This is a genomic window from Rhizobium sp. R339, assembly GCF_002211395.1.
Taxonomy (GTDB): domain Bacteria; phylum Pseudomonadota; class Alphaproteobacteria; order Rhizobiales; family Rhizobiaceae; genus Rhizobium.
In genome coordinates, this window is the sequence record NZ_LOKV01000006.1 from 109,736 (window position 1) to 121,682 (window position 11,947).

The 11,947-nt window shown below is 60.7% G+C and carries 13 protein-coding genes; 6 read left to right on the forward strand and 7 right to left on the reverse strand.

What is annotated here, in order from left to right; translation table 11 throughout:
- Nucleotides 1-11: 11 nt before the first annotated feature.
- The 5 genes from ATY76_RS10325 to ATY76_RS10345 form a co-directional block, all read right to left on the reverse strand.
- On the reverse strand, nucleotides 12-1,184 hold the full coding sequence (locus ATY76_RS10325) for a PLP-dependent transferase (RefSeq protein ID WP_088674670.1): 1,173 nt from the start codon (nucleotides 1,182-1,184) through the stop codon (nucleotides 12-14).
- Entirely contained in the window at nucleotides 1,181-1,903 is a 723-nt protein-coding gene (locus ATY76_RS10330; RefSeq protein WP_088674671.1) for a FadR/GntR family transcriptional regulator, read from the reverse strand. The genes ATY76_RS10325 and ATY76_RS10330 overlap by 4 nt, the downstream gene beginning before the upstream one ends.
- A gap of 274 nt (nucleotides 1,904-2,177) precedes the next feature.
- Complete coding sequence (locus tag ATY76_RS10335; protein ID WP_088674672.1) at nucleotides 2,178-3,836, reverse strand: iron ABC transporter permease; 1,659 nt, start codon at nucleotides 3,834-3,836, stop codon at nucleotides 2,178-2,180.
- Between the two features lie 55 nt (nucleotides 3,837-3,891).
- Nucleotides 3,892-4,863, reverse strand: a complete 972-nt coding sequence (locus tag ATY76_RS10340; protein ID WP_088674735.1) for a Fe(3+) ABC transporter substrate-binding protein — start codon at nucleotides 4,861-4,863, stop codon at nucleotides 3,892-3,894.
- Between the two features lie 187 nt (nucleotides 4,864-5,050).
- Nucleotides 5,051-6,160 carry an ABC transporter ATP-binding protein gene (locus ATY76_RS10345; RefSeq protein ID WP_245309787.1) on the reverse strand — a complete coding sequence of 370 codons (1,110 nt, stop codon included), beginning with the start codon at nucleotides 6,158-6,160 and terminating at the stop codon, nucleotides 5,051-5,053.
- Nucleotides 6,161-6,337: 177 nt separating this feature from the next.
- Between ATY76_RS10345 and ATY76_RS10350 the strand changes: the two genes are divergently transcribed.
- The gene (locus tag ATY76_RS10350; RefSeq protein ID WP_088674674.1) at nucleotides 6,338-6,913 is read left to right on the forward strand and encodes a hypothetical protein; all 576 of its coding nucleotides are present in this window, start codon (nucleotides 6,338-6,340) and stop codon (nucleotides 6,911-6,913) included.
- Between the two features lie 105 nt (nucleotides 6,914-7,018).
- Here ATY76_RS10350 and ATY76_RS10355 read toward each other — a convergent pair whose 3' ends face one another.
- Complete coding sequence (locus ATY76_RS10355) at nucleotides 7,019-7,837, reverse strand: endonuclease/exonuclease/phosphatase family protein (RefSeq protein ID WP_088674675.1); 819 nt, start codon at nucleotides 7,835-7,837, stop codon at nucleotides 7,019-7,021.
- A gap of 95 nt (nucleotides 7,838-7,932) precedes the next feature.
- Nucleotides 7,933-9,396, reverse strand: coding sequence for a phosphatidylserine/phosphatidylglycerophosphate/cardiolipin synthase family protein (locus ATY76_RS10360; protein WP_088674736.1), 1,464 nt, complete (start codon nucleotides 9,394-9,396; stop codon nucleotides 7,933-7,935).
- Between the two features lie 162 nt (nucleotides 9,397-9,558).
- Between ATY76_RS10360 and ATY76_RS10365 the strand changes: the two genes are divergently transcribed.
- The 5 genes from ATY76_RS10365 (at nucleotide 9,559) to ATY76_RS10390 (ending at nucleotide 11,941) form a co-directional block, all read left to right on the forward strand.
- Complete coding sequence (locus ATY76_RS10365) at nucleotides 9,559-10,200, forward strand: UdgX family uracil-DNA binding protein (protein WP_088674676.1); 642 nt, start codon at nucleotides 9,559-9,561, stop codon at nucleotides 10,198-10,200.
- A 142-nt stretch (nucleotides 10,201-10,342) separates the two neighbouring features.
- On the forward strand, nucleotides 10,343-10,600 hold the full coding sequence (locus tag ATY76_RS10370; protein WP_088674677.1) for a DUF2934 domain-containing protein: 258 nt from the start codon (nucleotides 10,343-10,345) through the stop codon (nucleotides 10,598-10,600).
- A gap of 321 nt (nucleotides 10,601-10,921) precedes the next feature.
- The gene (locus tag ATY76_RS10380) at nucleotides 10,922-11,101 is read left to right on the forward strand and encodes a hypothetical protein (protein WP_088674678.1); all 180 of its coding nucleotides are present in this window, start codon (nucleotides 10,922-10,924) and stop codon (nucleotides 11,099-11,101) included.
- A gap of 205 nt (nucleotides 11,102-11,306) precedes the next feature.
- Nucleotides 11,307-11,621 carry a plasmid stabilization protein gene (locus ATY76_RS10385; protein WP_088674679.1) on the forward strand — a complete coding sequence of 105 codons (315 nt, stop codon included), beginning with the start codon at nucleotides 11,307-11,309 and terminating at the stop codon, nucleotides 11,619-11,621.
- A 29-nt stretch (nucleotides 11,622-11,650) separates the two neighbouring features.
- Nucleotides 11,651-11,941 carry a DUF3175 domain-containing protein gene (locus tag ATY76_RS10390; protein ID WP_088674680.1) on the forward strand — a complete coding sequence of 97 codons (291 nt, stop codon included), beginning with the start codon at nucleotides 11,651-11,653 and terminating at the stop codon, nucleotides 11,939-11,941.
- The last annotated feature ends 6 nt before the right edge of the window (nucleotides 11,942-11,947 follow it).

Below are 11,947 nucleotides of genomic sequence, written 5' to 3' on the forward strand. Positions count from 1 at the left end.
TCTCTCGGGTTTCAGGATTGTGAGGCGGCGGCGAGCGCCTCCTCGATGTCCCTCCACAGCGCCTCGGTTCCTTCGAGGCCGACATGGAGGCGTACGGATCGCGCATGGATGCCGAACGCATGCGCGGAATTCGGCTGCGCCTTCTGCTGCAGCACCACCTCGCCAGGTACGATCAGGCTTTCGTGCCCACCCCAGCTTACACCCAGTTTGAAAAGCTTGAGATGGTCGGCGAAGGCGCGGATATCGACGCCTTCGCGGAAGATGAACGAGAAGAGGCCCGATGTGCCGTTGAGCCCGGGCGGCAGGCTGTTCGCGAGGCCGGGATGGCAGACCGTCTCCACCACCTCAAGCCGCTGCAGGCGCTTGGCAATTTCCAGGGCGGAGGCTTCGTGTGCTTTCATGCGCAGCGGCAGCGTGCGCAGGCCGCGGATCAGCAGCCATGCATCGAAGGGCGAAAGCTTACCGCCGAGATAGGGATAGGCCTCGGCCTTGATGCGCGCGATCATGTCCTTCGAACCGGCGACGATGCCCGCCACGACATCGCTGTGGCCGCCCAGATATTTCGAGGCCGAATGGATGACGAGATCGACGCCGAGCGTCAGCGGCCGCTGGAAGAACGGGCTTGCCCAGCTGTTGTCGATCATCGAGACGGCGCCGTGCCGTCTCGCAAGCGCTGCCAGCGCGCCGACATCATGGGCTTCCATCACCCAGCTCGTCGGACTTTCCAGGTACAGAACCTTGGCGCCGGGCAGCGCCTTGGCTACCGCCTCCTCGTCGCGCCCATCGACGTAGGTCACCTCGACCTTCATCCGCTTCAGAATGGTGCCGAACAGCCGGAAGGCATCGGGATAGACATGCTTGACAGCGACGATGCGGTCGCCCGGCTCGACGAAGCTTAAGACCGCCGAAGAGATTGCCGCCATTCCGCTCGCAAAACCGAGCGCATCCTCGGCGCCTTCGAGCTTTGCCAGCATTTCCTCAAAGGCGCGCACCGTTGGGTTCAGCCCGCGCGTATAGATCGGCCGCACCTTCTCGCCGCGATAGGAGGCAATCATCTCGTCATAATCGGAAAAGGTGAAAAGCGATGTCTGAAAGATCGGCGGCACGACGGCCTCGGCGAAGTTGCCTTCGTCGTGGGCGGTGATTAGGGAAGCAAGATCGAACGGTTCTGCGCCGCTGCTCATTTGGACATTTCCTTGATGTCTTCCTCGACGATTTCGAGAATCTTCAATGTTTCCGCGCGCGCCGCCTCCGGGTCCTGGGCAGCGATCGCGTTGAAAAGCGTTCGGTGAAAGGGAAAGGACCGCCGGGCGAAATCCTGCCGGTCGAACGGATGCTCCCAGAAGCGCTCGAAGGTCTCGCGCATCTGCTCGAGAAGCTGGCGAAACAGCGGATTGTGGGCTGCGTCGTAGACGGCGAGATGGAAGGCCAGATCTTCCGGCCCTGATGTGCCCTTCTCCAGGTGCACCCGCTCCATTTCGTCGAGCTTTTCCTCGATGACGACAAGATCCTTCTCGGTGCGCCGCCGCGCCGCAACCATGCCCGCCTCGCATTCGATGCCGCGGCGAACCTCCAGCGTCTGCAGCAGCGCGTCGCGCAGATGAGCGGCATCGAACGACAGCGGCATATGGATCGTCGCCCTGGACACCGGTTTCAGAAGATAGGTGCCGCTGCCCTTGCGGGTCTCGATGACGCCTAGCGCCTGGAAATGGCGGATCGCCTCGCGGATCGTCGAACGCCCAACGGCAAGTGCGGCCATCAGCTCGCGCTCGGCCGGCAGCCGGTCCCCCGCCCGCAAGCTGGCTTGCTCGACATAATCCGCCAGCGCATCGGTCACCTGACGCGCGCGGTCGATCGCAGGAAGCGGCCGGATGACCGGCCTGTCGCTACTGTTTGCCTTCATGGTTCCCCATTTTCTTATCAGGCAGCCAGCCTTAAAATTGGTCTGACATCTTAGCATTTCTCAAACAGCGGGAGCCGTCAAGCCGGCGACGTCAATTTCTGCTCTCGCCCCTTCAGAATGTCCCTTTCGTCTCTCTGAAAGCGCGCAGGTATCTTCGATCCCGGAACCGACTGTCGTTCCGAAATGCCGTTTAGCTCAGCCGTTACATCAATGAGCGTTGGAGCAGGTGTGCAATTGTCCGCCCAAGCTTTGCCTGACGGTCGAGGTCGGCCGGTTAGCGGATACGCCCGATCCGCGACAGCAGAATGGCCGGCAGAATGCCGATCAGCACGATGGCGAGCGCGGCAATCGAGGCTTCCTCGTAAGTGCCTCTCGCAGCCTCTCCATAAAGATGAGTCGCGAAAGTCTCGACATTGAGTGGCCGCAGGAGAAGCGTCGCCGGCAGCTCCTTCACGCAATCGACGAAGACCAGCAGGGCTGCAGCCGAGATTGCCGCCTTCGAGAGCGGCAGATGCACGTATCGCAGGGTGCCTGCGGTGGATTGCCCCAGCGAACGCGAAGCATGATCAAGCGACAGGGAAATGCGCGAGAGACCGGCTTCTATGCCGCCGGCGGAGATCGCCAGAAACCGCACGATGAGCGCATATAAGACGGCAGCACCCGATCCCATGAGGAGCAGGCCAGTCGACACACCAAACAAGGAAAGCGCGGCGCGATCGATAAACTGATCGAGTCCGGCAAGAACGATCAGCACACCGATGGCGACCACGGTCCCGGGAGCAGCATAGCCCATTGTCGAACAGCGCAGGAGCCAGGAGGACGCCTGGCCCGGGCGCAGGCGGGTCGCGTAGGCAGCGAGAAGCCCAAGGATGACGGTCGCCGTCGTCGCAAGGGTGGCAATAACGAGCGTATTCACGGCCTCATCGATGATGCGAGGGGATATGCCGGCGAACCGATAGCGTTTTGCCGCTTCGATCAAGAGATAGAGCGCGGGCGCGGCGAAGCCGAGGATGACCGGCAGAAGACCGCCGAGAAACAGCAGTATGCCTTTTCCCAAAGATACCCGCCGCGGTTGGAAACGCCGCATCCGGCGAACATCGATCGAGTAGCGCTGCTTGCGTCGCGCCCATCGCTCGACCGCAACAAGCGCGACGACGATGAGAAGAAGGGCAAGGGCGATCTGCGACGCCCCAGATAAATCGGAGCGGGTGATCCAGGTCGTGTAGATGGAAACGGTGATCGTGCGGACACCGAGGAATTCGGCGGCGCCGATATCGTTCAACGTTTCCATCAGAGCGAGGCTGATACCCACGGCGACAGCCGGGCGCGCGAGCGGCAGGGCGATCTGCCAGAAGACCGCGCGGCGAGATGTGCCGAGCGTGCGGGCCGCATCGACGAGATTACCGGATTGGGTCAGGAACATCGCGCGGGTCGGGATGTAGACATAGGGATAGAGTACGATTCCGAGAAGCAGGATGCAGCCGGCCATGGAACGGACGTCCGGAAGGCGAAACTGGCGCGGGCTCTCGTAGCCGAGCAGCCAGCGCACGGCATCCTGCACCGGGCCGATCGGATGCAGTATATCCAGATAGGCATAGGCGACGATGTAGGTCGGAACGGCAAGCGGCAGAAGCAGCATCCATTCCAGAGCGCGCCTGCCGGGAAAATCATAGGCCGTCACCAGCCATGCCGTCGTCGTGCCGACCACAGCAGTGATGACCCCGACCCCCGCAAGGAGGATGACGGTGTCGAGAAGCGCGACCGGAAGGATGGTCGAGAAGAGATGCCCCCAAAGACCGGCCGAGCCCTTCGAAGCTTCGAGAAGCAATCCCGCGATCGGCAGAATGGCAATGAGGGCGATAGCAGCGGCAATCGCCAGCCATGCGCTGCCAGTGCGCTTTGCAGAGCGGGCGGGCGCCTGGCTGGGAAACATCACTCGATCCATTCTTGGGGAGGAAGGCGCCTCTCAGCGGCGCCTTCCTTGTTCTTTAGTTGTCGAAGCCGACCTTGTCCACGAGCTCGCTCGCCTGCTTGCGATGGCTGACGATCTCGGACAAGGGCTTGCTGTCGATCCTCAGTTCGCCAAAGGATGCGATGATCGGATCGGCCGCGACGCCCGCCTTCACAGGATATTCGTAATTGGCCTCGGCATAGATCTTCTGCGCTTCGTCAGAGACGAGATATTCGAGAAGCTTGACGGCTTCAGCCTTGTTCGGTGAATGCTTGGCGATTGCCGCGCCGCTGATATTCACCTGCGTCCCGCCGTTCTTGAAGGTCGGCAGGACGACCTTGATGGCGTCGCCCCATTTGACCTGCTCTTCGCCACCCTTGCCGGATCGCATCAGGCCAACATAATAGGAGTTGGCGATACCGATATCGCAAATGCCGCCGAGGATATCCTTAGCGGCATCGCGATCGCCGCCGGCTGCCTTGCGGCCGAGGTTGTCCTTGACACCCGTCAGCCATTTCTCGGCTTCTTCCGCGCCGTAGTGGGCGATGTAGTCGGCAAACAAGGCCGTATTATAGGGGTGCTGGCCCGAGCGAATGCAGATCTTGCCCTTCCACTTGGGATCGGCAAGCTCCTCGTAATTGAACGTGCTGATATCAAGATCCTTGGCCGCGTAAAGCACGCGGGCGCGCATCGAAAGTGCAAACCAATTGCCCTTGGCATCACGCAGCTGTTCCGGGATAGCCGAGGTCAGAACAGATGATTCCACCGGTTGCGTTACGCCTTTATCGACCAGATCGACAAGGTTGCCGGCATCGACGGCCATCAAGATGTCAGCCGGCGAGCTGGCGCCTTCGGAGCTGACACGCTCTGCCAGGCCATCCTTCAGGAAAATAGTATTCACCTTCGTACCGGTCGCTTTGGTGAACGCCTCCAGAAGAGGTGCGATCAGAGCCGGTTCTCTCGTCGTGTAAAGGTTGATTTCTGCGGCGGCAGCCATGCAAGGCGACATCAGCGCCGAAGCAGCAAGCAGTATGGATGTGAGGATAGAGCGCGAATTCATTATGTCCCTCCGCGAATGAATGCGCATTGCTTGCAGCAGTTCATGACCGTCAGAGTCAAGTTTTCCCGGGAAGCTGAACCCGGATATCACGGAAACTTGATGAGAAGTTCAGCAGAATGCGCTCACACGTCAGCTGTCAAAAAGCCAGCAGACGCTCAGGAAGGATCGAGATCTGGATATTCTCGGCATCAGCGGGCAGACGCTCCAAGGCTCTCGCCTTAAGCGGCGCCTCGAGGCCATCGACCTTCACCGTGATCTGCTCGAATTCGCCATGCAAAACACGATTCTCGATACGAGCGGGGATCCCCGAGGTGGAGGACAGCGCGATAGCATGCGGCCTGACATAAACGGTCACCGCGCTTGCCGGCGGACGATCGAGCGTATGGGCGAAGTTACCGATCGCGGTCTCGATCCATCCGCCACGGTAAACGCCGGGAACTTTGCTGGACGCGCAAAAAAACTCTGCCGCATAGGCATTCGTTGGACGGTCGTGCAGATCATAGGCGGAGCCGGACTGGACAATTTCACCAGCGCGCATCAGGACCACCTGGTCGCCGACGGAAAGTGCTTCCTGCGGATCATGCGTCACGATGATCACGGTCGTGCCAAGTGCCCGCAACAGGTTCAAGGTGTCGCTGCGTACCTTTCCGCGCAGACCCTGATCCAGATTGGAAAAGGGCTCGTCCATCAGAACGATGCTCGGCCGGGGCGCCAGGGCGCGGGCGAGTGCGACGCGCTGCTGTTCGCCGCCGGAAAGGGTGTGCGGATAGCGATGCGTCAGATGTTCGATTCCGACCTTGCTGATCATCTCCTCTGCCTGGGCGATCGCTTCACCCTTCGGATGTCGCTTGAGACCAAAGAGGATATTGTCCCGTACAGTCAAATGCGGAAAGAGCGCATAGTCCTGGAAGACGAAGCCGACGCCGCGCGCCTCCGGTTCGACGAAAGCGGCCGAACCTGCCACCTCGCGACCTTCGAGGAAGATGCGGCCGGATTCCGGTACCTCGACACCGGCAATCATGCGCAGGAGCGTAGACTTGCCGCAACCGGAATGGCCCACGAGCGAAACCGCGTCTCCGCGCCGAATATGAAGAGAAAGATCGCGCACGGCTGGAGTGATGCCGAAGCGGCGGGTAACATTTTCCAGTCGTACTGCGATTTCGCTCATTTCAGCTTTCATGCTCGCTGGCGGTTCCAGTGCAAGTCCTGGAACACTCCTAGAACACACCGAGGCGATTGGGGACAAGCGCAATCTGTCCTTCAGGACGCCAATCTGCGGCCACGTTCACCCTTGAGGGCGTGGGCGCGATCAACTGTACCGATCTCGATATTGTCCCGGGCATTTGCAGAAGGCCAGGCATTGTCCCTTTGGTCAGGTCATGACATCCTCCGGAAGTTGCAGCCAAAACATAGGCTCTGAAGCATGCGCGACTATATAAAAAGCAAAGACTTTCACCGCCATATGCGGTCGCTGCTGGCCTCGCGATTTCAGGAATTGGGCTGGGAATCGCAAGCAACCGGCAAATGCAGCTTTGTCCTTGGCAGAAGGGTTTTCTGGTTACAAATATCCCAATATTCGAACAGCGTGACCGGCGCCAAATTTACCATCAACATGACCGAGGGCGCCGGGGCCGCCAGCGACACACGCATCTTGCGTCAGCTCTACGACTCGGATCGAGCCGCCGGCAAAGCTTTGGAAGAACGCATCATCGCGCGTCTTCCCCGGCCGGATCCCGATCCAGACGTTGAAGTCGTCGGTGACCACGGTGAAACCGTCCTGGTCAAACTCGGTGACCTGGCGAAGGCAAATCCGAGACAATGGGATGGCCCCGCCGACGTCTGGCTGCCTTACTTCAGCAGATCCGATCTCGACGATTGGGCCGCCTTTCTTCTGCCTCGCCTCGACCGGCTGGTCGCGCCTTGGTCGCCCGAAGCCACCGATCCATCCCTGTGGGCTCAGCGGCTTCGCCGGTTCACCGGTCTATTTCGCTCGAAGTGAAACTTCGCCGACCTGATCAACATCAGGCACCTTAAGAAGACCCTTTGCCGATCTCGTACCCGCTGACGTCGGCACCTTCCATCATGCAGGAACGAAAACTCTTGGTCACCCACCCACCATAGGCTTCAGATCGACCAACGCCTTGATCGGCAGATGATCCGAGGCAATGCGCGCCAGCGGCGTATCATGGGCCTCGACGGTCGAGATAATCCCCTTGCGGTTGGCGATGATGCGGTCGAGGGCGAGCAGCGGCAAGCCGGCGGGAAAGCTTGGCACGGCGGGCGGCAACTCTCCGAAGGCGGATTGGAAGGTGTTGAGCGAGGAGCGGTCGCCGAGCCGCCATTCGTTGAGGTCGCCGAGTAGGATGGTCGGCATCTCGTGCCTGTCCTTGATGAGTTCGACCAGCGTATGAGCCTGCTGGGCTCTGTTATGGCGCAGCAGGCCGAAATGGGCGGCGATGATGCGCAGCACCCCGCCCTGCTCCAGCTCGATCTCGGCGACGAGGGCGCCGCGCGGCTCCAGCCCCGGCAGCTTGACCTGGTGCACGTCGTGCACCAGCCCCTTCTTGAAGAGCACGACATTGCCGTGCCAGCCATGTGCCTTGGCCATGCCGGCAACCGGCACCGGGATCAGCCCCGTCTCGCGCTCCAGCCGGCCGAGATCGAGAATACCCGTACGTTCGCCGAAACGCGTGTCGGCCTCCTGCAGCGCGATCACGTCCGCGCCGATTTCATGGATCACCCGGCTGGTGCGCTCCGGATCGAAACGCCGGTCAGTGCCGACGCATTTGTGCACGTTGTAGGACGCGATCAGCGTTCCCGCGCTGCGCGGCCTTGCCTCCGTATAGGCCGGATCGAGCCGCTTTTTCCTGTTCCTGATCGAGGCGAGAATGCTGGCGGGAAGATTGTCTTTTCTGGCGTGCATCGGACGGCGCACTTGTTCCGTTGATCAAAAAGCTTCTTGCGGGGAGTATAGGCAAAGCGGCGGAACTTGCCATGTGCCATCGCAGAAAAATCCGCTCAGAGATAGGGCGAGCCCAGCCACAGCACCTTCTCCAAGAGCCGCACTGGAAAGGGTCGCGCGCGCAAGCCCTCGAGCGTCACCGGCGTCGCCGATTTCAGGGTTTCCTCGATATGCTCGTCGATCTCGGCGACGAAGCCTTCGTTCAGCACTTCGAGATCGACCTCGAAATTCAGCCTCAGCGAACGCGGGTCGAGATTGGAAGAGCCGACATAGGCCCAGGTGCCGTCGATCGTCAGCAGCTTCGAATGGCTGAAGCTGCCGGTCGAGCGCCAGATGCGGCAGTAATTCTTGAGGATCTGGTCGAACTGCGCCGTCATCGCCCGGTCGACCAGCAGCAGGTTGTTGACCGCTGGCACGACGATATCGACTTCGACGCCGCGCCGCGCCGCCGTCACCAGGGCGCTGATCAGCTCGCGGTCCGGCAGGAAATAGGGCGACATGATGCGGATCGACTGGCGCGCCACGGAAAAGGCGCCCATCAGCATCTTATGGTTGGTTTCCAGGCTGCGGTCGGGCCCCGAGGCGACGACGCGCATCAGGATGGGATCGCCGGGGCTGCGCTGCGGCGGTTCGATGCGCCAGGCCTCGTCGTTCAACAGCTCGTCGGTGGTGAAGCGCCAGTCTTCGGCGGCAAGATCGAAGAGATCGGCGACGACAGGACCGGTGACGCTGAAATGCGTGTCATGGGCGAAGCTCTCTCCTATCGCCTCTTCGCTGAACCCGGCCCTGATGTTCATCCCGCCTGTCAGCGCAATGCGCCCGTCGACGATCAGGATCTTGCGGTGGGTGCGAAGATTGGCATAGGGCAGCCTCAAGCCCATGATGACGTTGCCGTTGAAGACGGCGACGGTGACGCCGCCTTCCTTGAGATGGCCGAGAATGCTCGGCACCGAATACCGCGCGCCGACTGCATCGATCAGCACCCGAACCTCCACGCCGCGTTTGACCGCCGCGATCAGCGCATCGGCGATGCGAAGGCCGACAACATCGCGGTCGAAAATATAGGTTTCGATCAGGATGCTGCGCTGCGCCTCGTCGATGGCTAATTTCATCGCCGCATAGGCTTCGTCGCCCGTCTCCAGCACATCGATCGTGTTGCCTGAGGTCAGCGGATTGCGCGTGACCCGGTCGCCGAGCGTCTGCAGCGCTGCAAAGCGGCGGCCGAACTGGCTGATCACCGTCTCGGCCTCGGCGTCGAAGGTTTCCAGTTCATCGATTTCGGCTGCGCGTAACAGCGCGTCGCGGCGAATGCCCAGCGATTTCCGGCGGATGCGGTTGATGCCGGCAATCGCATAGAGCACCGCGCCGATGATCGGGGAAAGGATGATGACGCCGACCCAGCCGATCGCGGCGCGCACCTCTTCCTTGGTCATGGCGGCGTGGATCGCCGCCGCGGCCCCCATGGCGATCGAGACGACAAAGAGGATATGCGGCCAGTAGGTCGACAGAAGATAGAACATCGCCGGCAAATATAGCTGGGAAACGGCCGCGTTCAATCACGCCGCCCTTCTCCCATGACGCGAAATTTTTCGCCGTGATCATTTTACCTTCCGCTGCGCCGTTCGACTGCGGGAACAATCCCCGCGCGGATCGATTGACCTCGAAGAGATGAGGATCGCCCCATGAACATCGCAGCCATTGTCGGTCCCGCCTTGGCGCTCGACGTCGCGGATGCGGAAAGCATCGCCGAACTCCGGCACCAGGCCGAAGGCTGTACCCGCTGCGATCTCTACAAAAACGCCACGCAGATCGTCTTTGGCGAAGGCCCTGGGAAGGCCGAGATCGTCCTTGTCGGCGAACAGCCGGGCGACCAGGAGAATCTGACCGGCAGGCCTTTCGTCGGCCCCGCCGGACGCCTGCTCGACCATTGCCTTGAAGAGGCCGGTCTCGATCGCCAGCGCTGCTATGTCACCAATGCGGTCAAGCACTTCAAGTTCACGCCGCGCGGCAAGCGGCGGCTGCATGCAAAGCCGAATGCCGGCGAAGTCAGGCGCTGCGCCTGGTGGCTCGGCGCCGAGCTCAACATCCTGCGGCCGAAACTCGTCGTGTCGCTCGGCGCGACCGCGCTTTACGCCCTGCTCGGACCGAAGGCGAAGCTGACGCCGGAACGCGGGCATATCCTTTATCCCGCGAACCATCCGCCCGTTCTCGTCACCATCCACCCCTCCTATCTCCTGCGCATCCGCGACGAGGCGGACCGGCACCGGCAGCGCCGGGATTTCGTCTCAGATCTGCACAAGGCGGCGGAGTTTCGGCAGCAATGAACGCCGATTCATAACCCTGATATGCTGCAACGCGAAATATTTGCGGTTGCAGCGTGATTTCACTTGAATCGGTCCCGCTGCTCTGGAACCATCTAACCAGTATCGCGTTCGAACGACGGCATCATGTGACTGGAGATCAGCGATGGCAGAAACTCGGGAAGAGTGGATCAAAAAACGTGCATATGCCCTCTGGGAAGAAGAGGGTTATCCGACAGGGCGAGATTCAATCCATTGGGAACAGGCACGCCAGGAGCGCGAAGCGCTCGATGGTTCCGCCGGAGCTTCTGACGGGAAGACAGCCAAGCCCAGGGCAAAACGCACCGTGACCGGCACCAAGACGACGAACGGCGTCGTCACGCCGGCGCCAAAGCGGACTGCGAGCCGCAAGACGGCATCCTGAGACCGGAATACCAAGCCACATCAACAAAAAAGGGCGTCGCGGCGGCGCCCTTCGATCCTTTTTGTCATATGCCTGAATTAGTTGCGCTTTATTAAATTGTGGGGTTGGCTTCTACACGGGGGTAAACAGAGGCCGGATGACGCAGCAAGTTTTGACGCTTCCAAAAAAATTGAGCCTGCGCCCCTACCCCTGGAACAAGAACAGGCAATGGCTATTTATGGGCAAACAGGGGAAGCTGCCATGAATGATGCTCGTATCGACATCCTTTCCGTCCCGCGCTTCTCCATCGGCGCCCGCGTTTTTACCGCGGTCATGTGAGGAATGGAAATGTCGCTCCTCATCGTCGCCGCGCTGCTCTATTTCGGTCTCGCACTCGGCTTCATCCTGGTCGTCGACAATCTCGTTGGATTTATTTTCCGCGACCCGCGCGCGCCGGTACAACCGCCGCTGTTCAATATTGTGCGCGCTTTTGCTGCATCGCAAAAGCTCTATCGGAAGTAAGAGCTCAAGGGGGCGTCTCCAGACCGATTAAACTGTTGAACGCCTTGAGTTAAGGATATTTCCAGCCCGCCCTTTCCCTCTCTTTGCAAGCCTCTATGTTGACGGCTTTTGTTCCGAATTTCCTGCCCCTGCGTCCGACAGCCATGGGCCGGAACTTTTGGAAGACGTGCCGGTTCGACTCCTTTACCCGCAAGAGGAGGCGAAGATGCCGAGAGGTGACAAGTCCGACTACACGGACAAGCAGAAACGCAAAGCCGAGCACATCGAAGAGAGCTACGAGGACCGCGGCGTTTCCGAGAAGGAGGCCGAACGGCGCGCCTGGGCGACCGTCAACAAGGAAAGCGGCGGCGGCAACAAATCCGGTTCCGGCCGCGGCAAGAAGGATACCCATCAATCCTCCAGGAAGGGCGGCCGCGCCGGCGGCGCTGCATCCGCCGCCCGCTCGAAGGAGGAGAAGTCGGCCTCCGCGAAGAAGGCGGCCGCGACCCGCAAGCGCAACGAGCACCACAGCCACCATTAACGAGGGAGATCCGGCAAAGGATTTCAGCCATGGCCAAATCGAAGAAGAAATGGTCGCAGGACGTTACCGAAAACAGCGACGCGATGGATCTGAAGGACGGTGTTTTCAAATCGGACGATCCGAAAAAGATCGCCCGTTCCGTCAAGCACTCCGCCGAGGAGAGCCATCGCCGCAAATCGAGCCCCTTCCGCGCCGCCATGTCGATGCTGACCTTCTATATCAATCGCGCGGGTGAGCAGTTGACGCAAAGGCGTCGGGACACACTTGAAAAAGCCAAGGACGAATTGCGAAAAGATTTTGGTCGGAAACCGAAAGGTTAGGGCGTA

Coding starts and splice junctions, on each gene's coding strand:
- ATY76_RS10325 (WP_088674670.1), bottom strand. CDS start 1,184: ATGAGCAGCGGCGCAGAACCGTTCGATCTTGCTTCCCTAATCACCGCC.
- ATY76_RS10330 (WP_088674671.1), bottom strand. CDS start 1,903: ATGAAGGCAAACAGTAGCGACAGGCCGGTCATCCGGCCGCTTCCTGCG.
- ATY76_RS10335 (WP_088674672.1), bottom strand. CDS start 3,836: ATGTTTCCCAGCCAGGCGCCCGCCCGCTCTGCAAAGCGCACTGGCAGC.
- ATY76_RS10340 (WP_088674735.1), bottom strand. CDS start 4,863: ATGTCGCCTTGCATGGCTGCCGCCGCAGAAATCAACCTTTACACGACG.
- ATY76_RS10350 (WP_088674674.1), top strand. CDS start 6,338: ATGCGCGACTATATAAAAAGCAAAGACTTTCACCGCCATATGCGGTCG.
- ATY76_RS10355 (WP_088674675.1), bottom strand. CDS start 7,837: ATGCACGCCAGAAAAGACAATCTTCCCGCCAGCATTCTCGCCTCGATC.
- ATY76_RS10360 (WP_088674736.1), bottom strand. CDS start 9,396: ATGTTCTATCTTCTGTCGACCTACTGGCCGCATATCCTCTTTGTCGTC.
- ATY76_RS10365 (WP_088674676.1), top strand. CDS start 9,559: ATGAACATCGCAGCCATTGTCGGTCCCGCCTTGGCGCTCGACGTCGCG.
- ATY76_RS10370 (WP_088674677.1), top strand. CDS start 10,343: ATGGCAGAAACTCGGGAAGAGTGGATCAAAAAACGTGCATATGCCCTC.
- ATY76_RS10380 (WP_088674678.1), top strand. CDS start 10,922: ATGGAAATGTCGCTCCTCATCGTCGCCGCGCTGCTCTATTTCGGTCTC.
- ATY76_RS10385 (WP_088674679.1), top strand. CDS start 11,307: ATGCCGAGAGGTGACAAGTCCGACTACACGGACAAGCAGAAACGCAAA.
- ATY76_RS10390 (WP_088674680.1), top strand. CDS start 11,651: ATGGCCAAATCGAAGAAGAAATGGTCGCAGGACGTTACCGAAAACAGC.